Annotated in this window: 23 protein-coding genes; 10 read left to right on the top strand and 13 right to left on the bottom strand. The window is 70.2% G+C overall.

All coding sequences use genetic code 11. The features are described 5' to 3' along the window. The first annotated feature begins 74 nt into the window (after positions 1 to 74). Complete coding sequence (locus ACFY2X_RS07200; protein ID WP_389933612.1) at positions 75 to 2,531, top strand: RICIN domain-containing protein; 2,457 nt, start codon at positions 75 to 77, stop codon at positions 2,529 to 2,531. A gap of 68 nt (positions 2,532 to 2,599) precedes the next feature. Here the strand turns inward: ACFY2X_RS07200 and ACFY2X_RS07205 are convergent, their stop codons facing one another. From ACFY2X_RS07205 to ACFY2X_RS07220, 4 genes are all read right to left on the bottom strand, one after another. Beyond that, positions 2,600 to 2,785, bottom strand: coding sequence for a hypothetical protein (locus ACFY2X_RS07205; RefSeq protein ID WP_389933614.1), 186 nt, complete (start codon positions 2,783 to 2,785; stop codon positions 2,600 to 2,602). 89 nt (positions 2,786 to 2,874) lie between these two features. Further along, entirely contained in the window at positions 2,875 to 3,657 is a 783-nt protein-coding gene (locus tag ACFY2X_RS07210; protein ID WP_389933616.1) for a hypothetical protein, read from the bottom strand. Positions 3,658 to 3,711: 54 nt separating this feature from the next. After that, complete coding sequence (locus tag ACFY2X_RS07215; protein ID WP_389933618.1) at positions 3,712 to 5,022, bottom strand: NAD(P)/FAD-dependent oxidoreductase; 1,311 nt, start codon at positions 5,020 to 5,022, stop codon at positions 3,712 to 3,714. Positions 5,023 to 5,177: 155 nt separating this feature from the next. Further along, positions 5,178 to 5,480 carry a hypothetical protein gene (locus ACFY2X_RS07220; RefSeq protein WP_389933621.1) on the bottom strand — a complete coding sequence of 101 codons (303 nt, stop codon included), beginning with the start codon at positions 5,478 to 5,480 and terminating at the stop codon, positions 5,178 to 5,180. Between the two features lie 213 nt (positions 5,481 to 5,693). Here ACFY2X_RS07220 and ACFY2X_RS07225 point away from each other — a divergent pair, with 213 nt between their 5' ends. The 3 genes from ACFY2X_RS07225 (at position 5,694) to ACFY2X_RS07235 (ending at position 7,573) form a co-directional block, all read left to right on the top strand. Further along, complete coding sequence (locus ACFY2X_RS07225; protein WP_389933624.1) at positions 5,694 to 6,479, top strand: DeoR/GlpR family DNA-binding transcription regulator; 786 nt, start codon at positions 5,694 to 5,696, stop codon at positions 6,477 to 6,479. Positions 6,480 to 6,563: 84 nt separating this feature from the next. Beyond that, positions 6,564 to 6,917 carry a hypothetical protein gene (locus ACFY2X_RS07230; RefSeq protein WP_389933627.1) on the top strand — a complete coding sequence of 118 codons (354 nt, stop codon included), beginning with the start codon at positions 6,564 to 6,566 and terminating at the stop codon, positions 6,915 to 6,917. Beyond that, positions 6,914 to 7,573, top strand: coding sequence for an NUDIX domain-containing protein (locus ACFY2X_RS07235; protein WP_389933630.1), 660 nt, complete (start codon positions 6,914 to 6,916; stop codon positions 7,571 to 7,573). Before ACFY2X_RS07230 ends, ACFY2X_RS07235 begins: the two co-directional genes overlap by 4 nt. A gap of 65 nt (positions 7,574 to 7,638) precedes the next feature. Here ACFY2X_RS07235 and ACFY2X_RS07240 read toward each other — a convergent pair whose 3' ends face one another. Continuing rightward, positions 7,639 to 8,526, bottom strand: coding sequence for a PaaX family transcriptional regulator C-terminal domain-containing protein (locus ACFY2X_RS07240; RefSeq protein ID WP_389933633.1), 888 nt, complete (start codon positions 8,524 to 8,526; stop codon positions 7,639 to 7,641). 173 nt (positions 8,527 to 8,699) lie between these two features. Between ACFY2X_RS07240 and ACFY2X_RS07245 the strand changes: the two genes are divergently transcribed. Both ACFY2X_RS07245 and ACFY2X_RS07250 read left to right on the top strand, forming a co-directional pair. After that, on the top strand, positions 8,700 to 9,707 hold the full coding sequence (locus ACFY2X_RS07245; RefSeq protein WP_389933636.1) for an alpha/beta hydrolase family protein: 1,008 nt from the start codon (positions 8,700 to 8,702) through the stop codon (positions 9,705 to 9,707). A 313-nt stretch (positions 9,708 to 10,020) separates the two neighbouring features. Further along, positions 10,021 to 12,069 (top strand): phosphocholine-specific phospholipase C, encoded by a 2,049-nt coding sequence (locus tag ACFY2X_RS07250; RefSeq protein ID WP_389933639.1) that lies wholly within the window; start codon positions 10,021 to 10,023, stop codon positions 12,067 to 12,069. Between the two features lie 52 nt (positions 12,070 to 12,121). Here ACFY2X_RS07250 and ACFY2X_RS07255 read toward each other — a convergent pair whose 3' ends face one another. Next, complete coding sequence (locus ACFY2X_RS07255) at positions 12,122 to 13,303, bottom strand: MFS transporter (RefSeq protein ID WP_389933642.1); 1,182 nt, start codon at positions 13,301 to 13,303, stop codon at positions 12,122 to 12,124. 763 nt (positions 13,304 to 14,066) lie between these two features. Here ACFY2X_RS07255 and ACFY2X_RS07260 point away from each other — a divergent pair. Continuing rightward, positions 14,067 to 14,708 carry a polysaccharide deacetylase family protein gene (locus ACFY2X_RS07260; RefSeq protein WP_389933696.1) on the top strand — a complete coding sequence of 214 codons (642 nt, stop codon included), beginning with the start codon at positions 14,067 to 14,069 and terminating at the stop codon, positions 14,706 to 14,708. A gap of 44 nt (positions 14,709 to 14,752) precedes the next feature. Here the strand turns inward: ACFY2X_RS07260 and ACFY2X_RS07265 are convergent, their stop codons facing one another. Beyond that, positions 14,753 to 15,721, bottom strand: a complete 969-nt coding sequence (locus ACFY2X_RS07265; protein WP_389933645.1) for a cation diffusion facilitator family transporter — start codon at positions 15,719 to 15,721, stop codon at positions 14,753 to 14,755. A 180-nt stretch (positions 15,722 to 15,901) separates the two neighbouring features. Here ACFY2X_RS07265 and ACFY2X_RS07270 point away from each other — a divergent pair, with 180 nt between their 5' ends. Beyond that, positions 15,902 to 16,261, top strand: a complete 360-nt coding sequence (locus ACFY2X_RS07270) for an ArsR/SmtB family transcription factor (RefSeq protein ID WP_389933648.1) — start codon at positions 15,902 to 15,904, stop codon at positions 16,259 to 16,261. An 84-nt stretch (positions 16,262 to 16,345) separates the two neighbouring features. Here the strand turns inward: ACFY2X_RS07270 and ACFY2X_RS07275 are convergent, their stop codons facing one another. The 4 genes from ACFY2X_RS07275 to ACFY2X_RS07290 all read right to left on the bottom strand — a co-directional run bounded on the left by ACFY2X_RS07275 (position 16,346) and on the right by ACFY2X_RS07290 (position 21,140). After that, on the bottom strand, positions 16,346 to 16,618 hold the full coding sequence (locus ACFY2X_RS07275; RefSeq protein ID WP_389933649.1) for a GlsB/YeaQ/YmgE family stress response membrane protein: 273 nt from the start codon (positions 16,616 to 16,618) through the stop codon (positions 16,346 to 16,348). Between the two features lie 183 nt (positions 16,619 to 16,801). Then, a complete protein-coding gene (locus tag ACFY2X_RS07280; RefSeq protein ID WP_389933652.1) occupies positions 16,802 to 17,506 on the bottom strand; it encodes a hypothetical protein in 705 nt (234 codons plus the stop codon). A 260-nt stretch (positions 17,507 to 17,766) separates the two neighbouring features. Further along, a complete protein-coding gene (locus ACFY2X_RS07285; RefSeq protein ID WP_389933654.1) occupies positions 17,767 to 20,655 on the bottom strand; it encodes an ankyrin repeat domain-containing protein in 2,889 nt (962 codons plus the stop codon). A 131-nt stretch (positions 20,656 to 20,786) separates the two neighbouring features. Next, positions 20,787 to 21,140, bottom strand: a complete 354-nt coding sequence (locus ACFY2X_RS07290) for a LysR substrate-binding domain-containing protein (protein ID WP_389933656.1) — start codon at positions 21,138 to 21,140, stop codon at positions 20,787 to 20,789. 27 nt (positions 21,141 to 21,167) lie between these two features. Here ACFY2X_RS07290 and ACFY2X_RS07295 point away from each other — a divergent pair, with 27 nt between their 5' ends. Beyond that, a complete protein-coding gene (locus tag ACFY2X_RS07295; protein ID WP_389933659.1) occupies positions 21,168 to 21,584 on the top strand; it encodes a hypothetical protein in 417 nt (138 codons plus the stop codon). Positions 21,585 to 21,725: 141 nt separating this feature from the next. Here ACFY2X_RS07295 and ACFY2X_RS07300 read toward each other — a convergent pair whose 3' ends face one another. Beyond that, on the bottom strand, positions 21,726 to 22,625 hold the full coding sequence (locus ACFY2X_RS07300) for a LysR family transcriptional regulator (RefSeq protein ID WP_389933662.1): 900 nt from the start codon (positions 22,623 to 22,625) through the stop codon (positions 21,726 to 21,728). A gap of 72 nt (positions 22,626 to 22,697) precedes the next feature. Between ACFY2X_RS07300 and ACFY2X_RS07305 the strand changes: the two genes are divergently transcribed. Next, entirely contained in the window at positions 22,698 to 23,099 is a 402-nt protein-coding gene (locus ACFY2X_RS07305; protein WP_389933665.1) for a RidA family protein, read from the top strand. 262 nt (positions 23,100 to 23,361) lie between these two features. Here the strand turns inward: ACFY2X_RS07305 and ACFY2X_RS07310 are convergent, their stop codons facing one another. Continuing rightward, positions 23,362 to 23,793, bottom strand: a complete 432-nt coding sequence (locus ACFY2X_RS07310; RefSeq protein ID WP_389933667.1) for a CBS domain-containing protein — start codon at positions 23,791 to 23,793, stop codon at positions 23,362 to 23,364. Positions 23,794 to 23,985: the final 192 nt, after the last annotated feature.

Here is a 23,985-nt window from a genome sequence, read left to right on the forward strand (position 1 = left end):
TGGTGCCGGGTGAGGCATCCAGCCCACCGGGGGTGCGCGGGAGGCGCACCCTCGCCAACCAGAAGGAGTACCTGTTGTCAGCTCCTCGAAGAAAGCTCGTCAGCCTGGTCGTCGCCGCGGCTCTGGCCGTGCTCGGCAGCATCGAGCCGGCGTCGGCGGCGCCGTCCGCCGCCACGTACACGATCTCCGTCGGATCGACCGGTTCCTACGCGTACGCGACCGACACCCCGGCCGGCGCGTACATCGACAAGGACGGCACCTTCTACTTCCAGCAGTCCGCCGCCCTGTACGGCAGGAACGACCCCCGCTACTGGGAGTTCTACACCGGCACCGACTTCGACGCCGCGACCAGGTCGACCGCGATCAGCGACGCGGTGAACCCCGCCAACTCCAACGACAGGAACAACGACACCACCTGGCGGTGCAACAACAGCCCGACCGGCCTGGAGGCGACCGCCGCCGGCGGCAACTCGGGCTACTCCCAGAAGAACTACTGCGACCTGATCGGGCTCTGGGTCGACCCGGACACCGGGCACTGGTACGGCCTGGTGCACAACGAATTCACCCCGCAGCCGTTCGGCGACGGACTGCACTACGACTCGATCGACCACGCGGTGTCGACCGACCAGGGCCGGACATGGACCATCAAGGGCCACGCGATCACCTCCCCCTACATCACCAGGCGGGCGGACAACGCGGCCTTCCCGAACCAGACCTACGACTACGGCGACGGCGACCCGCGGCTGTTCGCCGACCCGGCCTCCGGCTACTTCTACGTCTTCTACGGCTCGCGGATCGTGCCGAAGGGTGGCGTCGGCGGCGGTAACGGCGGCCTGGCGCATGTCGCCCGCGCCCCGATCTCCTCGAAGATGGCGACCGGCTCGTGGCAGAAGTGGTACGACGGCTCCTGGTCGCAGCCCGGCGTGGGCGGCCGGGAGAGCAACATGGTGCCGGTGACCCCGGCCAACCCGACCGGCTACACACCGGTCGGGGACGACTACGACCCGGCCAACACCGGTACCGTGGACCAGCAGGTCGCGGCGGGCCAACTGCCCGCCAAGTCGGACCTGTTCATCATGAACATCACCTACGACGCCCACCTGGGGCTGTACATCGGAGAGCCAGAGGTCGTCTCAGGTACGGCACCGCAGCGCTTCTACGTCACCGACGACCTCGCCACCCAGAAGTGGACCCTGATCGGCGACTCCGGCGGTTACACCTCCGGGTCCTGGTACCGCTGGTTCGTCGACAGCGCGAACCGGACCAACTCCACCATCGTCGGGAAGTCCTTCCGGTCCTACTGCTCGATCGCATGCGCCACCTCCGACGGTGAGTACGCCAACATCACCGTGGACTCCACCTCTCCCGCCGCCTCACCGTTCGACCCCGCCAAGACGTACCGGATCGGCAACGGGAACGGGCGTGTGCTCGCCCAGGTCTCCGGCAGCCCGGCCGTCACCTCACTGGCGGCCGGCACCGGCTCCGCCCTGGAGTCGTGGATCTTCACCGCGAACGGCGACGGCTCCTACCGGATCGCCAACGCCTCCACCGGGCGGCTTCTCGGCGTCGACTCCACCTCCACGGCCAACCGGGCCTGGGGCACCGCCCCGGCCGTCACCGCCGCCGGGGCGGGTGGTCCCGCCGTCGGGCAGCAGTGGTTCGCCGTTCCCAACGCCTCCGCCCCGGGCACCTACCGGCTGGTCAACCGCTACAGCGGCCTGGGGCTCGGCATGTCCGGCACCTCCGGCCGGCTCAGCGAGACCACGCCCGTCCGCTCCTGGACCGACACCACGGGCAACCCGGTCGGCGGGGCACGCACCGCCGCCGAGCAGATCCTGACCTTCACCGCGACCGGAACCGCGCCCGAGACGGTCGCGGTCACCAACCCCGGCGACCAGTCCGGCAACGTCAACACGGCGGTCTCGCTCCAGCTGACCGCCACCGACTCCGCCGGCAAGGCCCTGACCTTCTCCGGCACCGGCCTGCCCGCCGGACTTTCCATCAACTCCTCCGGACTGATCTCCGGAACACCCACCACTCCAGGAACGTCGACCGTCACGGTCACCGCGTCCTCCGGCACGGCCAGCGGCTCGGTCTCCTTCACCTGGACGATCAGCCCCGTTTTCAGCGGCACCCACACGCTCGTCACCGGCGGCAAGGCCCTCGACGACCCCAACAGCAGCACAACCGCCGGCACCCAGCTCATCACCTGGGCCACCAACAGCGGAGCCAATCAGAACTGGCGGTTCAACCAGCAGCCCGACGGCTCCTACGAGCTCGTCAACGGCACATCGGGGATGTGCGCCGACGTCAGCGACGGCTCCACCGCCCCGGGCGCCAAGGTGATCCAGTGGCCCTGCAATGGCGGCACCAACCAGCGCTGGATCTTCACCCGGCTGGCCAACGGCTCCTACACCGTCACCTCGGTGAGAAGCCAGCTCCTGCTCACCACCACTTCCACCTCCAATGGAGCTCCCGTCACACAGCAGGCGAACACCAACTCGCCACTGCAGCAGTGGACGATCAACTGACCCGGGCCCGCATGCGGGTGCGGGCCTGACAGCCGGGTTCCCGGGACACCGTTTCCGGGAACCCGGCGTCAGGCTCCGGTCGGCTTCTCGTAGCCCTCGTCCTGCCCGTGAACCCGGTCGTCCGGATCGTCTTCGGGCTGTCCGGCGGGATCGGTGGGGGAGGGAGCGGACTCCTCGGCGAAGTCAGGTTCGTCGTGATCTTCCTCCGGGTCGCGCCTGTCGGCGAGCGGAGCCGTCTCGTCTGGCTGTGACATGATTCCCCCCTGTCGCTGCCTGGACGGTCATGCCCAGGCAGGCTCGATACCCCCTGTGGCCACCCCCACTCACGGGGCGCCTTCCGGCGTCACCTTTCCCGTTCGTACAGCTCCCGCAAGGCGAGCAGCTCCGCCGCCGGTACCGACAGCCGGATCTCGTCTCCGCCGAGGGACGCGACCTGATCCCAGGTCACGAACCGGCTGCCGCTGTGCAGCCACCGGATCACCGAGCGGACCAGCCAGGGCGCCCGACCGCCAGGCCCGCGCTCGTAGCCGAACAGCTGGCCGGTGTGCCGGGGAACCACGACGAGCCCCTCGATCCGGAAGGCGTACTGGACACCGCCCAGCAGCGGCCCTTCCTGACTGAATTGCAGATCGGCCACCTGGCCGACGATCCGGCCCTCGGCGTCGGTGACCGTGACTCCGATGAGTCCGCTCAGGCGGGTCGCGTCCGGGGAACCACGCTCCGGCGGGTTTCCCGGCTCGCGGGGCTCGATCTGGCCGCTGCCGGGAATCGGGGCGATGATGTTGTCGCGGGTCCAGCGCTCCAGGGTCAGCTCCTCCAGCTCGCCACCCGCGGTGATCGCGCTGCCGATCTCCGAGACCAGGGCCATCGGGATCCGCGGAGGTTCCGGGCGCTCCTCCGGCCGCAGCAACTCGGTGACGGCGACCATCATCCGGCCGACGGTCCCGCCGATCCGGGGTCCCAGCGCGAGCGGCCCGGCGAGGATCGCCGAGATGTACGGCCGGCCGTCCGGCTCGCTCTCCAGCTCCAGGTCGTCCACCTTGCAGATCAGCCGGCCGTCCCGGGCGTGGACCACCTGCCGGTCGAGCAGGTGCAGCTGGGCGTGCAGGCGCCGGGCGGTGCTCATCGGCCGGCCTCCGCGGTGATCGTCATGTGGCTCCTCCTCGGGTTCTGGGCGGCATCAGCCGCTGAGACCGCCGGGCCGCTCGGGGGAGGTGGAGGTGAGGGGGACCGCCGGGCCGCGAACCAGGTCGAGCTGCACGGTCTGGCGCGGCAACAGCGTGTCCAGCAGCCAGTTTCCGGCGATGCGCGCGCGACCGCCGGGCATGGCCAGCAGGTGGTATCCCCGGGTGACCACCTTGGCCGGGAAGCCGGACAGCGGCACGCCCAGAGGGTTCGCCGCGGCCTTGGCGCCGCCCAGGTCGACGACGAACCCCAGATCGTTGTGCCTGTACGGCTTGCGCTCTCCGCGGCCGTAGGAGGCGGCGACGTTGCGCGCGACCTGCTTGCCCTGGCGGCTGGCGTGCTGAGCGGTCATCGCGGTGTATTTGCCCGGATTGGCCAGGTCCGGCACCGCGGCCGCGTCCCCGCAGGCGAAAATCTCCGGGTGGCCGGGTACGTTGAGATACTCGTCCACCAGCAGCCGCCCCTTCTCGGTGGGAAGCCCCAGCGACTCCACGAGCGGGTCGGGCCGTACACCCACGCACCAGATCAGCGAGCGGGTCGGCACGAACTCCCCGTCGGAGAGCTCGACTCCCTCGGTGGTCGCCTCGGCCACGCTGGTGCCGGTGCGGATCTCCACCCCGCGTCCGGCCAGGGTTCGGTGCGCGGTTCGCGACAGCCGCTCGTCCAGCTCGGGCAGGATGCGCGGGGCCAGGTCGGCGAGGATCCAGCGGATCGGCTGGTCGCGCAGGGCCGGCCGGCTTCTGCGCGTGTCGAGGGTCAGAAGCTGTCCCTGCGCGGTCACCTCGGTCCCGGTGTATCCGGCGCCCACGACGACGAACGTGCAGCGCGCCTGCCGTTCCTTGGGGTCGCCGGTGGCGTCGGCGAGTTCGATCTGGCGGATGAGGTGGTCGCGCAGGTAGAGGGCTTCGGCGATGCTGCGGAAACCGTGCGCGTGCTCGGCCACTCCGGGGACCGGCAGCAACTTGTTGACGCTGCCCACCGCGATCACCAGGCGGTCGTAACCGAGATCGCGGGGGTTGCCCTCGGCGTCGGTGCATCTCAGCCGCCGGTTGCCGGCATCGACGGAGTCCACGCCGGCCAGGAGGTGCCGTACTCCCGGGCAGACGCCGGCCAGGGGGATCGCGACCTTGCGCGGATCGAGGATCCCGGCCGCGACCTCCGGTAGCAGCGGCAGGTAGAGGAAGTAGTCGGTCGGGTTGATCAGGACGATCTCGATCGCACCGCGGGCCATCCGGGAGAGGGTCCGCGCCGCGGTGAATCCGGCGAAGCCCCCTCCCACGACCGCGACCCTCTGCTTCTCGGACATTCCATGGGTCCTTCCCCGTCGCTGAATCGCTGTCTTAGCCGCGTGCCCTTTTTGCGGCCCATCAAGCGTTCTCGCGGGAACGGGGGATGGGCGTCGAGCGGGTGGCGCGGGCAAGGACGGCTGGCGAGCCTCACGACACGGGGCGTCTTCGACCGTTACGAAGACCGGCCGTCACCCGGGCGGAAGCTGGTGAGCAGGCGCTGGGCGTAGAAGGACTCCCAGGGCTCGGTCCGCTCTTTCGCGGTGTACTCCTTGTGCAGCCCCACCAGCTCGTAGACGAGCTCGCTGCGCACCGGCGTGGTCTCCAGCAGGTCCGGCAGGGCGGAGAGGCTGAGCAGCCAGTCGGCATACCAGGACGCCCAGTCCTCATCGGCGCCGTCGACGATCCGGTAGACCTGGTGATGTGTCTCGGCCGCTTCGTGCAGGACCTCGGAGATCTGCTTCACACGCTTGTCCATGCGACACCTTCCTTCGGTTCTCCACCGCGATGCGCGTCACGAGCGAGTACGCCACAGCTGCTCCCAGTGTAATCGTACGGTGCCACAGTGTGATCGCCGAGCGTGCGGGGCGTCCGGGGGAACGGCGGGTGTGCCGGGTGTGAAGGGAGTCTGCCACGTCCCGAATCTCACATGAATCTGTTAATTCGAACATTGTCATGGTAGAAATACCGCATGGCAATCGCGAACCGCCTTGACGTCACGCTGCGTCTGGTGCAGGGGGCCGGCCGGATGTCGGTCGCCGAGCTGTCCGACCGTCTCGGAGTTTCCGAGATGACCGTACGGCGCGACCTCGACGAACTGGAACGCCAGGGGCTGGCCCGGCGGGTGCGCGGCGGCGCGGTCGCCACCCGCCCCCGCGAGGAGGGCAACGGGTTCGCGGCGCGGGAGCACTGGCAGGCGGCGACCAAGGACCGTCTCAGCGCGGCGGTCGCCGCCCTGGTGGAGCCGGGGCAGACGGTGCTGCTGGACGCCGGGACGACGACCGTGCACGTCGCCGGGCACCTGATCACACGTGCCCCGCTGACGGTCGCCGTGCTCAGCCTGCAGGCCGCGGTACGGCTCGCCGACCAGCCGGGGATCCAGCTGCTGGTCCTGGGCGGAAAGGCCCGGCCGGGGGAGCAGTCCCTGGTCGGCCCGCTGGCTCTGCGGGCGGTGGACGCGCTCGCCTTCGACTGCTTCGTGATGTCGATCGGAGGAGTGCACGCCGACCACGGCTGGTCGGAATTCTCCCTGGACGACTGCGCGGTCAAGCAGGCCGCCCTCGCGCGGGCGCGGCGCACCGTCGCCGTGGCGGACGCCACCAAGCTCGGCGTCCAGGCGTTCAGCAGGGTCGCCGACCTGGGCGCCGTCGACGCCTTCGTCACCGACGCCGCGGGCGCGGACGCCACCATTCACCCCGGCGGACCCCCGACGCTCGCCGCGCTGCGCGACGCCGGGGTGACCACCATCCTGGTTTGACCCGTCCGGGCCGCCCGGCACGGACACGTACGCGCAGGAACCCAGAGAGGCCGATCGCCGTTGCACACCGCTCCCCGTCCGCTGATGATCCTGGTCGCCGGTCCGTACCGCTCGGGGACCGGAGACGATCCGGCCAAACTGGCCGCCAATGTCAGGACCATGAACGACGCCGCCCTCACGCTTTTCCGCGCCGGGCACCTGCCGGTCACCGGCGAGGCCCTCGCCCTGCCGTTGATCGAGACCGCCGGGTCCGCCGCCGTCGGTGACCCGATCTTCGATGAGATCTTCCACCCCATCGCCGAGCGCCTTCTGTCGCGCTGCGACGCCGTCCTGCGGATCGGCGGTCCCTCCGCCGGCGCCGACCTGATGGTCGCGCGCGCCCGTGATCACGGCAAGGCGATCTTCCGTAGCCTCGGCGACATCCCCGCCGCCCGATGACCGAAGGCGTCGACGTCCCCGACCGTCGCGGACGCACCGGCCTGGACCAGGCCGGACGTGACCTCACCGGAAACCCGGCCGTCCGGGTCCGCGACGTCCGGCTGCTGTCGTGCCACTGGTACGTCCTGCGCACCACCACCTTCGACTACCGGCACGCCGACGGCCGCTGGAGCACCGAGCAGCGGGAGACCTACGACCGCGGCAACGGCGCCACCATCCTGCTGTACGACACCGGCCGTGGCACCGTCCTGCTCACCCGTCAGTTCCGCTACCCCGCCTACGTCAACGGGCATCCCGACGGGATGCTGCTGGAGACCGCCGCCGGGCTGCTCGACGACGACGCCCCCGAGCGGGCCATCCGGCGTGAGGCGGCGGAGGAGACCGGCCACGTCGTCGGTGAGGTGGAGCACGTCTTCGACGTCTACATGAGCCCCGGCTCGGTCACCGAACGCGTCCACTTCTACGCCGCTCCCTACAGTTCCGCCACCCGCGCCACCGCCGGCGGCGGACTGGCCGAGGAGGGCGAGGACATCGAGGTCGTGGAGATCCCCTTCGCCCGAGCCCTCGGCCTCGTCCGCAGCGGCGCCATCGTCGACGCCAAGACGATCATGCTGTTGCAGTGGGCCGCCCTGGACGGCCCCTTCGCGCGGGCGTGACCTCCCGGCCGGTGATCGCCGGCGCCAGGCGGCCGCCGGCGTGCCGTGGCGGGCGGCCTGGCGGCTCAGTTCCCGGGGAGGTCCGCCACTTCGCGGACGACGTCGGCGTAAAGGCGGAACAGCCGGGGAGGCGCGGCCTGATCGTCCTGGTGGAGCAGCCGTGACCAGCATTGGGCGATGAGGGCACGTGCCCGCGCGCCGGGCCAGGGCTGGGGGAGCAGCTCGGGGGGCAGCAGCGGGTCGGGCTCCGTGGCGCGGGTGAACTCCGCGGCGAGTTCGATGGCGATGGTGAGGCGTTCGGCCGAGCGCAGCGCGCCGGGAGCCAGCAGGCGGTCCAGGCGGGGGCGGGCGACGTCGATGAGCCGCGTGTGGGCCTTGGCGATCTCCTCCAGCGGCCACAGGCGAGCGGCCAGCGTGCGCGGATCCGTCTCCTCGCCGATGCGCAGGTTGTCGCTGGTGATGAAGGTGACGCAGTCGAGGACGCCGAGCCGGCCGGCCTCGGCCTCGACGAGGTCCTCCCAGGCGTTCGCGGAGACGTACAGGCCGCCGTGGAGAGGCGCCCCGCCGAGCCGCACGATGGTGTCGCGCAGCGCGTCGCGGGCGGGCCGGGCCGTCTCGGGGACCGCGAAGGCGACCAGGTGCCATGTCCCGTCCCAGGGAGCCTGCCCCCGATCCTGCTGGTACATGTAGCGCACGAACTCGACATTGGGTGCGATCGACCGGCGGACGTCGGCCGTCGATCGCAGCAGAACCCTCCGGCCCCGGCCCTCGCGGGTGAACTGCCCGTCCGTGACGAGGCGGTTGATGCACAGGCGCACCTGCTGGTCGGTCATTCCCAGGGTGTCGGCCACGCTGTACAGCTCGCCGCCGTCGACCGTGCCGTCCTCGCGGACCATGCCCTCCACCAGGGCCCGGGTGGATATCTCCACGCCGCCGTGTCGCGTGTCGTTCATCAGCTGCCCCTCACCGTGTTCTTGCCGCATCGACAGACCTTCATATTGCTCGTATATATTACGATCGTATCGGAAACGATAGTTTCCTCGTTGCCTATTGGAGGATCATGATGAATTCCGGACCATCTCCGGCCCCTCCGCCTACCCGGCCCCGGCGTCGCCGGCTCAGGTGGGTGCTCAGGTCGGTGCTGGCCGTGGTGCTGCTGGCCGCCGGGCTCGGGGCCGTGGTGGTCTACCAGAGTGACTACGACATCCGGGAGGAACAGGTCACCGTCACCGGCGGCACGCAGCCGCTGAAGGGTGTCCTGGCCTGGCCGACAAAGGGTAAGGGCCCGTTCGGGCTGGTGGTGTTCGTGCACGGCGACGGCCCGATCGACGCCACGCACGACACGAACTACCGGCCGCTGTGGGAGGCGTTCGCCCAGTCCGGTTACGCCTCCCTGTCGTGGAACAAGCCCGGCGTGGGAGGGGCGCCGGGCAACTGGCTGGACCAGAGCATGGAGGACCGGGCGCGCGAGACCATGGCCGCCATCGCCTGGGCGAAGTCGCGGCCCGGAATCGACGGTCACCGGATCGGGCTGTGGGGGGCCAGCCAGGCGGGCTGGGTGATGCCGAAGGTCGCGGCACGCATGCCCGATCTGCGGTTCGTCATCGCGGTCTCTCCCGCCATCAACTGGCTGCAGCAGGGCCGCTTCAACACGATGGCCGAGCTGCGCGCCAAGAACACCCCGGAGCCGGAGATCCAGGCCGAGCTGGCAAAGCGGGAGACCCGCCTGAAGCTGCTGCGCAAGGGCGTGACCTTCGATGAGTACCGGGCCGCGATCGGCGACGTGCAGGGTCTCACCGCCGACCGCTGGCGGTTCATCAACAAGAACTACACCTCCGACGCCAAGAAGGACCTCGCGGCGATGCGCACCCCGGTGCTGCTGGCCCTGGGCGGCCATGACATCAACGTCGATGTGGCGGACACCGAGGCCGGCTACCGCAAGCTGCTGCGCGAGCCCGGCCGGCTGCAGGTCAAGCACTACCCCGACGCCACCCACGGGATCGTTCCCAAGGATATCGAGGATTCGAAGCTCAAGATCACCCTTGTCGTGCTGTTCGCTCCTCGCTTGGTGTACGCCTCGGGCTTCCTGGCGGACCAGCGCCGGTTCCTGGAGAAGGTCGGCGGCGGGGCGTGACCCGGCACACGTCGGACCGGGTGATCGGCCACCTGCGTTCTCATTGTTCGCCTCCGCGTCATCCGGCGACACCGTGGAGGTCATCGAAGGCCGCGACCATGTCTTCGCCGTCCTCGCCGAGTGCCGCCTGCGCGAGCGACCGGCTCGAAATTGATCGGAGAGTCGCCGTTTCGGGCAAGAACGCAAATCTCATCATTGACCCCGGCGGTCCCAAAGCTTATGTTCCGTCTCTGAGAGTTGCATTTTTCCCATCATGTTGCGCATGGCGCAACAGCGGTCGCGGCTTACCCCCCTTCCCCCATAGGAGACACCGATGTCCTCTCTCAATCGGCGCCGTTTCATGCAGTTAGCCGGAGGCGCGGCCGCGCTCTCGCTGCTCCCGGAGAGCATCGCCCGTGCCGCCTCGATCCCCGCGGCCGTCACCACCGGCACCCTGCAGGACGTCGAGCACATCGTCGTCCTCATGCAGGAGAACCGCTCCTTCGACCACTACTTCGGCATGCTGCGCGGTGTGCGCGGGTTCGGTGACCCCCGGCCCGTGGTGCTGCCGAGCGGCAAGCCCGTGTGGTACCAGTCCGACGGCAGGAAGGAGGTCCTGCCGTTCCACCCGGACGCCGACGACCTCGGCATGCAGTTCCTCGCCGGCCTCAACCACGACTGGAACGGCGGGCACGACGCCTTCAACAACGGCAACTACGACAGGTGGATCCCGGCCAAGACCGCGGAGACGATGGCCTACCTGACCCGGGACGACATCCCGTACCACTACGCACTGGCGGACGCGTTCACGATCTGCGACGCCTACCACTGCTCGTTCATCGGGGCCACCGACCCCAACCGCTACTACATGCTGACCGGCTACACCGGCAACGACGGCACCGGTGGCGGCCCGGTCCTCGGCAACGAAGAGGCCGGATACGGGTGGACGACCTACGCCGAGCGGCTGGAGCAGGCCGGGGTTTCCTGGAAGGTCTATCAGGACATCGGCGACGGCCTGGACGCGGCCGGCGGCTGGGGCTGGACCGGCGACCCTTACATCGGCAACTACGGCGACAACTCGCTGCTGTACTTCAACCGGTTCAGGAACGCCCAGCCGGGCAGCCCGCTCTACGACAAGGCCCGCACGGGCACGAACGTCAAGAACGGCGGCACCTTCTTCGACATCCTCAAGCAGGACGTCATGAACGGCGCGCTCCCGCAGGTCTCCTGGATCGCCGCGCCCGAGGCGTTCACCGAACACCCGAACTGGCCGGTCAACTACGGCGCCTGGTACATCGCCCAGGTGCTGAACGCCCTCACCGCCAACCCCGCCGTGTGGAGCAAGACCGTCCTGCTGATCACCTACGACGAGAACGACGGCTTCTTCGACCACGTCGTGCCCCCGTACCCGGGCAACTCGACCGTGAGCACGACGGCCGACGTCTACACCAAGTCCGGCGGCAGCTACAACAGCGGCGTGTACGGCCTGGGACCGCGTGTCCCCATGATCGTCGTATCGCCGTGGAGCAAGGGCGGGTGGGTCAACTCGCAGGTGTTCGACCACACCTCGATCATCCAGTTGATGGAGAAGCGCTTCGGCGTGCAGGAGCCCGACATCTCCCCTTGGCGGCGGGCGATCTGCGGTGACCTCACCTCGGCCCTCGACTTCACCCAGGCCGACCCGGCGGCGCCCGCCCTGCCCGACACCAGCGGTTACGCCCCGCCGGACCGGATGCGGCACCCGGACTACGTGCCCGCCGTACCGGCCAACCCCGCCATGCCCCGGCAGGAGCCGGGCCTGCGTCCCGCCCGCGCCCTGCCGTACGACCTGGGCGTCACGGGCCGCACCGACGCGGCCACCGGCAGCGTCGTGGTCGACTTCGCCAGCCGGGGCGCGGCCGGGGCCACGTTCTACGTGACCTCCTTCGCCGGGCCGCGGACCTACACCGTCGAGGCGGGCAAGTCGCTGCAGGGCACGTGGACCCCGCCGCGCAAGAGCAAGGGCGCCTACAACCTGGCGGTGTACGGCCCGGCCGGCTTCCTGCGCGTCCTGCGCGGCACCGTGCCGGCGAAGGGCACGGGCCCGGCCGACCCGGAGGTGAGCGCCCGCTACGAGAACGGTGACATCGCGCTGGTGCTGACCAACCGGGGTGGCGCGGCGTGCGGGGTCACGGTCACCGACGCGTACGGCACCGGCGCGACGGCCTCCTACCAGCTCCAGCCCGGCGCCAGCGCCACCCACCGGGTGCCGCTGGCCACCAGCCACCGCTGGTACGACCTGTCGGTCACCTCCGACGCGGACGCCACGTTCCTGCGCCGCCTGGCCGGCCACGTCGAGACGGGGCAGCCGAGCATGAGCGACCCGGCGACCCTGACCCTCTGACCCCCGCCTCGCCCCGCCCGGCCGGACACCGGCCGGGCACGGGTGGTCCGTGTCATTCCATGCCTCCGGCGGGAAGCTCGACAGGCCGGAAGATCCTCCACAGGGCCAGGTCGTAGGCGCTCTTGGCGACGCCGGCGACCAGAAACGGCAGGGCCGCGCCCAACGGCTGCAGCAGCCCGGCCAGGACGGGCCCTGCGGGGCGGGCGAGGTAGCGGGCGGTGTTGGTGAGCGCCGCCGCGCCGGTGCGTTCGCCGGGTGGGACCAGCGCCATGACATAGGCCTGCCGGGTGGGGACGTCCATCTGTGACAGGCATGCCCGCGCCAGCAGCAGCCCCGCCGCCACGGCGAACGTCGGAGCGACGGCGACGGACGCCAGCAGCAGGTTGGAGGGCAGGTGGGTGAAGACCATCGTGGGCAGTAACCCGATCCGGTTCGCCACGACGGGGGCGAGGAGGAACGAGACGGTCTGCAGCAGCCCGACGGCGGCGAACAGCAGCCCGATCGTCGTCGTGGTGGCCTGGTAATGAACGTTGAGCCAGTAGGCCAGATAGGCCTGCACCACGAATCCTCCGGCGAGGCTGTCGAGGGCGAACAGGCTCGCGAGCCTTGTCACGATCGCGCGCGAACGTACCGGCGGGGACGCCGAGCCCGGATCCGGCAGGTGGACCTCGACACTGGCGGGCAGCCGGGCCGCGAGCAGTGCTCCCGTCACCCCGACCGCGATCAACACCCCGCCGAGCAGGCGCCGGTCGGGCGGCAATGTCCCCAGCAGCGCCCCGGCCAGGCCGGCGGTGGCGGCGACCGCGTTGTAGAGGCCGAACCCGCGCACCACCTGCCGGTCGGCCGCTCCGGTTCCGGCGAGCATGACCTGCTCCAGGGTGGTGAACGGCCCTGATTCGATCACTTCGACCGACAGGGCCCCCGACAGGGCCGCCAGGCCCAGCAGCCACGGGGGCGCCCCCGTGGCGATCAGCGCTCCGCAGCCTGCCAGGGCGAGGTAGAGGGCGGCGTAGGCGTGGCGGCGGCCGAACCGGTCCGCCCACCTGGCCAGGGCCAGGCTGGCCAGGGCGCCGCCGGCCACGATGGCGGTCAGCATGAGCCCGACCTGCGCCGGCCCCAGGCCGCCGTCGTGCAGGATGGTGCCGAGCTGGACGGCTGTCAGGCCGTACCCCAGGCCGCGCAGCGCCTGTGCCGAGAGCACCAGGCACATCACGCGGCGGCGGGGGTCGCTCACGCGGGTTCCCCTGGAACGGCTCCGGCGAGCCACGCGGCGGTGATCCTGCTCGTGGCCGCCCCGTGCGGGCAGGCGAACAGGGTTGTTCCACCCATCCGGTCTCCAATGACTGCAACCATGGTTACCGTAACCACGGCCGCCCCGGAAAGGGAAGGAGCCACGGCTTCCGGCGCCGTGCGTCTCTCGCCTGCTTCGCGAATGCGATCTTCGCCGTGGTTTTCGGGTGACCCTGGCCTGCGACACGAACCTGTCACGTTCTGGCTACCGCCTGAACATGTTATTTGTCCCACGATGGGATGGCAGCGGTCAGGCAAGGGATGTCGGAACAGGCTCGCCCATTGCGTGAGGGTGAAAATTCATCCGGGCGCCCGGATTATTCACATATATGCGATAGTAAAATGGTTTTGTCTTATTCGGGGGCAAACGCGCCGTAGGTCGAAACGATGTCTTGTCCAGTGAATCGCCCGGCCGGCATTCCACGGGGGAGTGGCCGAAGGTCGCGGTGGGCCCCGCATCGGTGTGAAGGAGAAGCGTGCGAGCAGGCAGGGCATCGATCGCACTGACGGTATGGGCCGCGTCGATCGCCGGTTGCGGCGCCGTCGGCCCGGCGGGAAATCCCCTTTCTTCTGTCGGCGCGATGCCGGCCCACACCGGATCGCCTGCGGCCTCGCCCGGCGCCCGGGCGGCGGGCCCCAACCCTGAGACGCAGGCGGCACGGCTGGCGGCCGCGCGACCCGGCCGGTCCGCGTCGCGGCATCCGGCCGTGCCCGCGCCACGGGATATCGACTGTAAACATGTGAAATGCGTGGCACTCACTTTCGACGACGGGCCCGGGGCCTACACGTCGACATTGCTCGACATGCTGGCCAAGCGCGGAGCGCGAGCGACGTTTTTCGTCGTAGGCCAGATGGCTGCCAGGGATTCAAAGAACAACCTGGTGCGAATGGTCCGTGAGGGTCACGAAATCGGCAACCACACCTGGAGCCACAGGCAGTTGACCGCCATCTCGCGATCGAGCATGAAGGCCGAGATCGCCCGCACCCAGAAGCTGATCGAGAACAGGACCGGCGTGCGGGCCACGATCATGCGGCCTCCGTACGGTTCCACCAACAGGAGCGTCACCGCCGAGGCCCGCCGTGAGGGGCTCGCGCAGATCCTGTGGAGTGTCGACACCAAGGACTGGCGTGATCGCGACTCCGGCGTCGTGCGGCGCAGAGGAGCCGCCGCCAAGCCCGGCTCCATCGTGCTGTTCCACGACATCCACAGGACAACCGTGCGGGCCGTGCCCGCGCTGCTCAAGGATCTCCAGCGTAAGGGTTTCACCTTCGTGACGCTGTCGGAGCTCTACGGTAGGCGCTCGCTCACCCCTGGAAGCCGCTACCCCGCGGGGTGGGGCAAAGGCTGAACCTCCGGTACGGCTCGGCGAGCTCCTTGAGCGAGGAGATCGGGCTATCGGTGGGAAACCAAGGCGGCGTGATGGTCGGCGCCGTCGGGGCCGTCCGGATCGGCGTGCACCGTGGCGGCTCTCAGCCGGGGCAGGTCGTGGATGAGCCGGTGCTCGGCGTCCACCGCCACGGCGTGCGCCTCCACCAGTGACAGGTTGTGGTCGACCACGATGTCGACCTCGGCCCGCAGCGCGTGGCCGATCCAGCGCAGCCGTATCGACCCCACGTGCCGGACGCCCGGTGTCGAGGTGAGGATCCGCTCGGCCTGGTCCAGAAGGGCCGGGTCGACGGCGTCCATCAGCCGGTGGTAGATCTCGCGGGCCGCGTCCCGCAGCACGAAGCAGATCGCGACGGTGATCAGCAGGCCGACGATCGGGTCGGCGATCGGGAAGCCCAGCGCCGCGCCACCCGCGCCGAGCAGTACGGCCAGCGAGGTGAAGCCGTCGGTGCGGGCGTGCAGCCCGTCGGCGACCAGCGCCGCCGAGCCGATCTGGCGGCCGACCCTGATCCGGTAGCGGGCCACCCACTCGTTGCCGAGGAAGCCGACCACTCCAGCGGCGGCGACCCAGCCGAGCGCCCGCACGTCCTCCGGGGTGATCAGGCGCTTGACGGCCTCGTATCCGGCGAACGCGGCGGAGGCCGTGATGATCAGCACGATGACGATCCCCGCCAGGTCCTCGGCACGGCCGTACCCGTAGGTGAACCTGCGGGTGGCCGCACGCCGCCCGAGGGAGAAGGCGATCGCCAGCGGCACCGCGGTCAGGGCGTCGGCGAAGTTGTGCAGCGTGTCGCCCAGCAACGCCACCGAGCCGGAGAACGCCACGATCGCCGCCTGGATCACGGCGGTCACCACGAGGGCGGCGAAGGAGACGGCCAGCACACGCATCCCGCGGCTGCTGGACTCCAGGGCCGCATCGGTCTTGTCGGCGCTGTCGTGGCTGTGTGGCGTGAAAGCGTGGCCGGCCCGCGACATCAAGCGCCTGAATCGGCCGCCTCCAAGCGGCTCTTCGTGGCCGTGACCGTGGCTGTGCTCATGACCGTGTCCGTGTCCGTGTTCGCGGGGTTCATGGGGGGATAAAGAACCGGCATCCTGCTGGTCGGACATCGCTACCTCACTTGCGACCGGTGCCTTTCGTCCGGATTATATGTAGTCATGTATGCACGCGACAACGTCTCAGGTGCCAACCTGTCGCAGAAGCAACCCACAAGCGCCCAGGTAGAGGCCGCCGTCGAAGCCTTCCGGATGCTCAGTGACGCCACCCGGCTCCGCCTGATGTGGCTGCTGTCGTCCGGCGAATACGATGTCGGCTCGCTCGCCGAGGCCGTCGGAGTCGCGCGCCCCTCGGTCTCCCAGCACCTGGCCAAACTCCGCCTCGCGGGTCTGGTGCACACCCGGCGGGACGGCCGTCGTGTGCTCTACCGAGCCCGTGACGTCCACGTCCGCGCCCTCATCGGCGAAGCGCTCTTCCACGCCGACCACGAGGTGTCCGGCATCCCGCGCCACCAGGACTGACAAGCGGGTCGGCGGGCGGGAAACCGGACGTGGGGCGGCCCGTGCCGGTAACGGCCCCGGACGCCTTGGGCTCCTTGGACGGGGTCAGCGGATCCCGCGCCTGCCGTACATGTTCACCGCGGCCGCGACGCCACCGGCGGCCAGCGCCACCTGGATGGCCAGCTCGATCCAGTCGATCCCGCGAGTGTCGGCCACTCCGAGCACGGTGGCGACGGCTGTGCCGATGAGCGCGGCGACCGCTCCGATCACAACGGTGAGCCAGATCGGGATGGACTGGCGTCCCGGGACCACCAGCCGTCCGAGTGCTCCGATGACGATTCCGATGACGAGGGCGGAGATGATGCCGGTCACTTCCATGCTGCACGCTCCCGAAGGTGGCCGCCGGCCCGTGTCCGCTGAGTGCGATGAGCCGGTCACTTCGCCCAACGATCCCGTCCAACTCGCGGTTCCTGGCGACCGGTCGACGGTGTGACGCTCCTCGCCCCAACCTGGCCGGACCGTGCCCGTGAACCCGCGACGGCGGATCGGTCGTATCGGTTTTCAGCGGGCGAAGACCCCGTGCGCGGCGGTGATGCGTTCCACTTCCGGGTGGAGGATCATGATCACTGAGGTGGCGGCGATCCACAGCGCGAACGCGATGCCCATGGCGTAGGCCAGGAGCATCACGATCCCGGACGAGGTGGCGAGGAAGCTGCCGATGCCCGTGACCAGCCCGATCACCGCGACGACCATGCCCAGCAGGCCCAGCCACGGTCCCGCCAGTTCCCGGCGCACCATGGCGGCCCCGGTGCTCACCGCGAACAGCGCCGTCAGCAGGCCGATCGGCCCGAGAGAGAGCTGGTGCATGCCGTACAGGACGCGTACCGCCTCGAACTCGCCGAGCGCCGTCGGCCGGGCGGTCAGCTTGGCCAGCGCCATGAGCGGCACCATGCTCAGCGCGCATACCGTGGCCAGGCTCACGCCGGAGACCAGCACCACCGGGGAGAACGCCTCCGCGCCGCCCTCGGCCCGCTGCAGCACGTGCCGCAGATGCGCGACGAACCACAGGAACGCCACCACGGCCAGCGTGATCAGCATGGAAGCCGCGAGCACCTCTACCCGGTGCTCGTCGAGATAGCGGGCGATGATGATCGGACGGGCATCCAGCCCGGGAGCGCCCGGAGCCACCACGAAGGCTGCCACCAGTAACGCCGCGGCCGTCAACCCGCTGACCGCGCCCATGCGCTCCCAGGTTCGTTCGTTCATGGCCGCCTCCCGTTGTTGGGAGCCACTGGCGGCGCAGGCCGCCAGGCCCGCTATGTCGTTGACGGACCGAAGGCCGGACGGAGCCTGGCGAGCAAGGAGTCCGCGCCTTCGCCGACTCCACTCCTCGACACCGGCCCAATGCGTCGGATTTATACCCATTTACTCCTTTTGGTATCCGGGTGTGGATGGCCGGCCGTGCGGGGATAGCCGTTTGCCCTATACCTGCCGGCGTTCTTCTTCGGCTACGCGCTCACCATCGGTCATTTCTCGGCCGGCCTCATGCGGTCGCCCAGGCGGCGCTGGAGCGCCTCGATCTCCGCAACGCGCTCGCGGGTCTCCTCCACCTCCGTGTCGTCGATGGAGCCCGCACCCCGATTCCACGGTTGAACGATCTCCCATCCGTTCAAGCGATGCTGGGCGGTGAGGTACTCGTGCAGGACCGTGAGGAGGGACTGGCCGGAGGGCTCGACGAACAGTTCGCCGCCTTCATCGGCCCTGTGCCACGGGACGGCGACCACGGTGCTGCGGCCGACAGCGAGCTCACTCAGGCGGTAACAGTGGATTCGGTCGCCGTGAGGCACCTGCGGCTGCGGCTTTTTGGCGCCGTGGTCGACCCGGCCATCGCCGTACAGCGCGACGAGCGGGACGAGATCCGGGTCCCAGGAGAAGATCCGCCGCTCAGCGGGCCACATCATCGGCAAGGGCCGTACCATGGGACCACCCCGATCGAGCGGGACGGCCAGCTTCCACGGCAGGTTGGCCACCTCCCCGGGGGTCGCGTCGTGGGGATCTGCATCGACGATCACGAAGAACTCGTCCGGGAAGGCCACCCCGAAGCACTCGGCCAGCACCTCACGCGGGCCCAGCCCGGTGGCGTACAGCGCCCGCGCCAGGCGGCTCATCGACCGATAGTCGCCACGCGACGCCCGCGCCCGCAGCGTCGCCAGTGGAGCCGTCGTCGGGGATACCGTCGCCGGCGCGAGGTCGGCGGTGGTCCGGATCAGGGCCTCGACCTTGTCTAGCGCCGCTCGGTGGTCGGTCAGTCGCTGCTGGGTGACGGGGTCCGGTGCATGTCGCTCCAGCGTCTCCAGCCGATCGACGACGGTGGCATGGTGGTCCCGCAGAACCGCGAGCAGGGAAGCGCCGCACCGCTCCACCTCTTCGCCGGGGTCGAGGGCGTCGATCCCGAAGACCGCGGACCGGCCGGCGGCGAGCTCGGTCACCCGGTAGCACAGGGTCAGGCCGCCGTGCTCGGTGTAGTGGTCGTCCAGGTCCAGCAGCGGGATCAGGTCCCGATCGCGCTTGAGGATCCTCTCGTCGTCAACGTTGTCGTCGAGGTCGGCGAAGGGTCCGGATCGCGGCCAGACCGGGCCGCCCTGGTCCGGTGGAACGGCCAGTTTCCAGGCGTGGTGGTCGAAGTTCTCGGGCCGGTGGCCGGGCAGCGGCCCGTGCTCGGCGAGCTGGAGGAACTCGTCCGGGAACGTGACCCCGAAGCATTCGGTCAGCACCTCGCGCGGGCCCAGCCCCGTGAGATACAGGCCCCGCGCCAGGCGGACCCGGGAGCGGTAGCGGCCGCGCTTGGCCGCCTTGCGCAATCGCCGGAGCTCCGCGGCGGCCGGCGCAGGCCGCTGCTGCCAGACGGCGTCCTCCGGCGGGGGCGGTGTCCGGACGACCTCGCTCCCGAGGCAGCCCATCGCCCCCCGCTGCCGGCATGTGTCGGTGCCGCCGGCGTCGATGAGCCGGTCGATGAGGTCGTCGGCGTGCCGCCGCGCGGACAGCCATTCGGCTGCGGCGTGCAGTGGGGTGCGCCCCTCCGCGTCGGGCGTGTTGATGTGCAGGCCGGCGGCGAGCAGCCTTGGCAAAAGCACCTCGTGGTCGAGGTGGGCCAGCAGATGCAGCAGCGTCTCACCCGCGTCGTTGCGGGTCATCGGGTCGAATCCCGCGTCCAGCAGCGCCACCACGCCGGGCGTGTCACCGTGGTACGCCCGATCCAGCAGCTCCTCCTGCCGCTCGGTGTCAGTGCCGGCGGCTGACCGCGGTGGCGGTGGCGGCCCGCTGCCGGCCGGGTCGCGCGCCGGGAACAGCGCCCGGGCGACCAGCGGGTGCAGATCGCCCGGCTGCAGGTAGCCGAAGCGCAGCAGGTCGAAGTCGATCGGATGGCGGTACTCGGGAATGGTCACGATCAGGCTCTCGCCGATCGGGTGGTTGCGGCGGCGCGCCGTGACCCTCCCGGCGCGGCCGAACGTCAGCTCCACATCTGGAAAGACCTGCGTCTCGTCCCCGCCGTCCAGCCACACCGTCGGCTTGGAACGCCGAGGCGGACTCACCAGGGGCGGTTCGGGCACGCCGTGGTCCAGGACGTTCCTGGCATCGGCCACCAGCCGCTCCACCGCCACCTGTGGCCGGACCTCCCAGATGTTCGGCTCGCCGGGCTCGAGGGTGATCCCGCACTCGGCCAGAGCCTCGCCGACGCGGCCATGGTCCCACAGCATGGTCAGCCACTCCACGTCGGCGACCGGATCGTCGGGGCTCGGCCCGCCAGGGAGCTCGTCCACGTCCAGCGGGCGGCCGTCCGCGTGGAAGAACGGGATGCGATCCGTCCCGCCGCAGCGTTCCCGCAGCTCATCGGTGTGCCGGGTGTCCCAGCAGGACCGGTGCAAGTGGTACATGTGCGATCCCCGGTCGTGCACCGCCTCGTTTCCCGCCCGTGGGATCACCACCCGCAGCTTCAGCCGTACGGGATCCTTCCACGCTTTGTCCACCAACAGGACCGCGCCGCCTCCGGCAGGGTAGCGTCGGAGCACGCCAGAGGCGTGCCAAATCGGCCCCGGCGGGTCGTCGAGCACCCGGGGCATGTGCCAGCGCAGCAGGTCGGGGGCCAGATGGCGTAGGTCGTCCGCGATCAGATCGGCGGTCTCCCGGCCGCACGCCCGCGCCACAGCCGCACGATCGACATCCAGGTCGATGCCCGCCGCCGCGCAGGCGCCCGCCACGTCACCGGCCAGCCGCCGCTCGGCCGCGGCTTCGATCATCCACATCGGCACCGCGTACCGGCGCACCCGCTGGTACATCGCCAGCACCGCCCGGCGTCCCTCGGGAAGCTCATCGGCATGGACCGGGCGCGGGGAGCCCACCTCGTCACGGGTCACCGGCGCTCATCGAAGAGGCTCGCGGCATTGTCCGCGATGGACGAGACCCAACCGAACTGTGCCCGTTCCATATCAAACTCCCCGGTCCGCCTGAGCTTCCGCAGAACCTTCGCACAGCGTCCCTGGAAGGGCTACCGGAATTCGACTGGCGTGTGCGAAGGATTGCGGTCTTGCTGGAAGGCCTCGGGCATGTCGGCGGCTACCAGGATCACCGGATGATCGGCTGATTCCTCCATCGACACCGCCTGATGGCCGGCCAGCGGGTGCTCGGCCGCGACCGCCGGCATCCGCGGCTCGGACAGCAGGACCGGTCCGGCCGTCACGTCGGGCTGGGAGGCGATGAGGATGTCGGTGATCAACACGTCGATCTCGCCGCCACGCAGCCGGGTGACGGCATCGTGGCCCTGGGTTTCGTGAATGTGCACCTCGCAGTCGGGATGCGGCTTGTTGACGGGTGCCGTGCTCGCCCGTGACAGTGAATTCATCGTGATCACGAGTGCGGGGAGGTTGCGATGCCGGAGGACGGAAAGACCACTCCTGCGCGGCGCCGGCGCGTTGCGGCCGGTGCCCGGGCGGCGGGACTGCTGGCGGCGGCGACCTTCGTCAACTACATGATCTGGCTGGGATGGGATCAGGAGAAGGATGAGGCGCCCTATGGCGGTCTCAGCGGCCCTTACCAGCCCTGGCAGGTGGTGGGGGTGGTGCTGGGGCTGGGGGCCCTGGCCGCCGCCGGGGGATGGCGAGGGCATCCGGTGGCCGCCGCCGTGGCCGTCACGCTCACGATGACGGTGTGCTGGTCGGTCGACGCCGCCACCTCGGACGACAGCGGTCTGTGGGCCGTGGGTGCGGTGATGGTGCTCGTCGGAACGTCGCTGGGGGTGGGCGTGGTCGCCCTCTGCGCGGCGGCGCTCCGCGGACGTGGTCGTTGACGAGCGGTACGGTACAGCGGGAGGCCCCGCCTCGCCGGGCCGTGCATAGGGCAAACACGTAAAAGCGGCGCTCCTGGCCGGGAAGCCCCGCCGCGCCGGGCCGTGCGGGACCCACCCGCCGCGCTCGCAGGCGGCCCGCTCTCATGTGGGCGGCTCGCTGCGGGCGGCCTCCAGGAATCGCGCGATCAGCGGGTTCCTGTCATCGTGGCGCCAGCACACCGCGACGGTGGTGCGTGCGGTGTCCGGCTCGATCCGGCGGTACGCCACGCCCTTGAGCCGGATCCGGCGGATGCTCGCCGGGGCGAGGGAGACGCCGAGTCCCGCCTCGACAAGCGCGGAGACCGTCTGCCACTCCACCGCGAACTGGCCGATGCGGGGCTCGAAGCCCGCCGCGCGGCACAGGCCGAGGATCCGGTCGTGGACCGTCGGCCCGGTGGCGCGGGGCAACAGCACGAACGGTTCTCCGGCCAGTGCCGCGACCGGGACGACGCGCCGGGTGGCGAGGGGGTGGCCGACCGGCAGGACCGCGACGAACTCCTCGGAAAGGATCGGCTCGGCCACCAGGCCCTGTTCGTCCGGCGGCTCCCGCAGGAGCCCGATGTCGATCGCGTGCTCATGCAGGGCGGCCACCTGCGGCGCCGTCGTCATCTCGCGGATCTCCATCTCCACTTCCGGATACCGGGCACGATAGGCGCGCAGTATCCCCGGCAGGATGGTCAGCGCGAGCGACGCCGCGAAGCCGATCCGGATGCGGCCGGTCTCTCCTTCGCCGGTGCGCCGCGCCGCGTCCAGCCCGCCCGCGACCTCCTCGAGCGCGCGCCGGGCCGCGGGCAGGAGCTCGTGTCCCGCCGCGGTCAGGACGACCCGACCTGACCGCCGATCGAACAGCGGATGCCCGACCTTCTGCTCCAGCCGCCGGATCTGCTGGCTCAGCGGCGGTTGCGCGATGCCCAGCCGCTCGGCGGCACGTCCGAAGTGAAGCTCCTCGGAGAGTACGGCGAAGGCGTACAGCTGGTGAAGCGCGAGCTCGGGGCGGTCCATATGCAGAGAGATATCACGTCATCCGTGAAAACGTATTAGACGTATCACTGCTGATTGCCTAACGTTCCCTCCATGGCAGAACGACGTGTGATCCTGAGCGGCTCCACCTTCGAGGAGGAGATCGGATACGCCCGGGCGGTAGTGGACGGCGACTGGGTTCACGTGTCGGGGACGACCGGTTTCGACTACGCGGCCATGACGATCTCCGATGACGTGGTCGAGCAGGCCGAGCAGTGCCTGCGCAACATCGAAGCGGTACTGGCCGAGGCGGGTTGCTCGTTCTCCGACGTCGTCCGGGTCCGGTACCTGCTGCCCGACAGGGAGGACTTCGAGCCGTGCTGGCCGACCCTGCGCCGCTGTTTCGGCGAGGTTCGCCCGGCCGCCACGATGCTCGTGTGCGGTCTCGCCGACCCCCGCATGAAAATCGAGATCGAGGTGTACGCGCGGCGGCCCGCCGCGGCCGAGCCCGGCTGACCGCCGGCGGGCCGCGTGTCCGGGGCCGGTCGACGGCTGGTTCCGCGGGCGTGCCGGTGCCTCGAGAATCATCGGAAAGCTGAACGCGAAAGCCCGGAATCCTCGGTTGTCAAAGACGGTGTGGCTCGCAGCGGCCGGAGGCGAACCGGCCCTGGGGAGGATCGGGCCGGACTTCGGCGCCAGGACCTGGCGGCGACCGCGGAAGCGGGCGTGACGGCCGAGGCGTTCCCGTACGGCTTGACCTGATCCTCCCCGGAGGTCGTCAGGCGTGCGCGTAGACCCGGTGGACGAACTCGGCGAGCTTGTCGTCGGGCAGTTCATTGGCCAGGTCGGCTTCGCTGATCATGCCGACGATGCGGTGGTTCTCGATCACGGGCAGACGCTTGATCTGGTGCTGTTCCATCTTGGACAGCGCTTCCTCGATGCTGGTGCGAGCCTCGGTCCACACCAGCCCGCGGGCGAGCTCCCCGGCCGTGGCCCGGTCGATGTCCATCCCCTCGGCGCAGCACTTGACCACGATGTCCCGGTCGGTGATGATCCCCTTGAGCCGGTCGTCATCACCGCAGATCGGCAGCGCGCCGACATTCAGATCACGCATCATCTGCGCGGCCGTGCGCAGGCTGTCGTGCTCGCCGATGCACTGGGCTCCCCGATGCATTACATCCTGAACCGTCTTGCCGACTCCTGCTGTCATCGCTGACCTCCCGGTAAGAATCGGTGACTTTATGGGTTTATACCCGTTATGTCCGAGATTAGCGGTCGGGGGGGGGCGGCCGCCGCCCCCCCCCGCCCCCCCCCCCCCCCCCCCCCCCCAACACCCGCGGGGCGGGGCCCGGGGGGGGGGCCCCCCCCCCCCCCCCCCCCCCCCAACACACCCCCCCCCCCC

Origin of the sequence: Streptosporangium sp. NPDC000396, assembly GCF_042898655.1 — a bacterium.
GTDB lineage: Bacteria > Actinomycetota > Actinomycetes > Streptosporangiales > Streptosporangiaceae > Streptosporangium.

What these genes read in the sequence shown, in the direction of transcription:
- ACFY2X_RS07305 (WP_389933665.1), top strand. Translation starts at nt 22,698, where the DNA reads ATGGCAGAACGACGTGTGATCCTGAGCGGCTCCACCTTCGAGGAGGAG.
- ACFY2X_RS07235 (WP_389933630.1), top strand. Translation starts at nt 6,914, where the DNA reads ATGACCGAAGGCGTCGACGTCCCCGACCGTCGCGGACGCACCGGCCTG.
- ACFY2X_RS07295 (WP_389933659.1), top strand. Translation starts at nt 21,168, where the DNA reads ATGCCGGAGGACGGAAAGACCACTCCTGCGCGGCGCCGGCGCGTTGCG.
- ACFY2X_RS07270 (WP_389933648.1), top strand. Translation starts at nt 15,902, where the DNA reads ATGTATGCACGCGACAACGTCTCAGGTGCCAACCTGTCGCAGAAGCAA.
- ACFY2X_RS07265 (WP_389933645.1), bottom strand. Translation starts at nt 15,721, where the DNA reads ATGTCGCGGGCCGGCCACGCTTTCACGCCACACAGCCACGACAGCGCC.
- ACFY2X_RS07230 (WP_389933627.1), top strand. Translation starts at nt 6,564, where the DNA reads ATGATCCTGGTCGCCGGTCCGTACCGCTCGGGGACCGGAGACGATCCG.
- ACFY2X_RS07220 (WP_389933621.1), bottom strand. Translation starts at nt 5,480, where the DNA reads ATGGACAAGCGTGTGAAGCAGATCTCCGAGGTCCTGCACGAAGCGGCC.
- ACFY2X_RS07240 (WP_389933633.1), bottom strand. Translation starts at nt 8,526, where the DNA reads ATGAACGACACGCGACACGGCGGCGTGGAGATATCCACCCGGGCCCTG.
- ACFY2X_RS07310 (WP_389933667.1), bottom strand. Translation starts at nt 23,793, where the DNA reads ATGACAGCAGGAGTCGGCAAGACGGTTCAGGATGTAATGCATCGGGGA.
- ACFY2X_RS07205 (WP_389933614.1), bottom strand. Translation starts at nt 2,785, where the DNA reads ATGTCACAGCCAGACGAGACGGCTCCGCTCGCCGACAGGCGCGACCCG.
- ACFY2X_RS07215 (WP_389933618.1), bottom strand. Translation starts at nt 5,022, where the DNA reads ATGTCCGAGAAGCAGAGGGTCGCGGTCGTGGGAGGGGGCTTCGCCGGA.
- ACFY2X_RS07250 (WP_389933639.1), top strand. Translation starts at nt 10,021, where the DNA reads ATGTCCTCTCTCAATCGGCGCCGTTTCATGCAGTTAGCCGGAGGCGCG.
- ACFY2X_RS07210 (WP_389933616.1), bottom strand. Translation starts at nt 3,657, where the DNA reads ATGAGCACCGCCCGGCGCCTGCACGCCCAGCTGCACCTGCTCGACCGG.
- ACFY2X_RS07300 (WP_389933662.1), bottom strand. Translation starts at nt 22,625, where the DNA reads ATGGACCGCCCCGAGCTCGCGCTTCACCAGCTGTACGCCTTCGCCGTA.
- ACFY2X_RS07290 (WP_389933656.1), bottom strand. Translation starts at nt 21,140, where the DNA reads ATGAATTCACTGTCACGGGCGAGCACGGCACCCGTCAACAAGCCGCAT.
- ACFY2X_RS07225 (WP_389933624.1), top strand. Translation starts at nt 5,694, where the DNA reads ATGGCAATCGCGAACCGCCTTGACGTCACGCTGCGTCTGGTGCAGGGG.
- ACFY2X_RS07280 (WP_389933652.1), bottom strand. Translation starts at nt 17,506, where the DNA reads ATGAACGAACGAACCTGGGAGCGCATGGGCGCGGTCAGCGGGTTGACG.
- ACFY2X_RS07275 (WP_389933649.1), bottom strand. Translation starts at nt 16,618, where the DNA reads ATGGAAGTGACCGGCATCATCTCCGCCCTCGTCATCGGAATCGTCATC.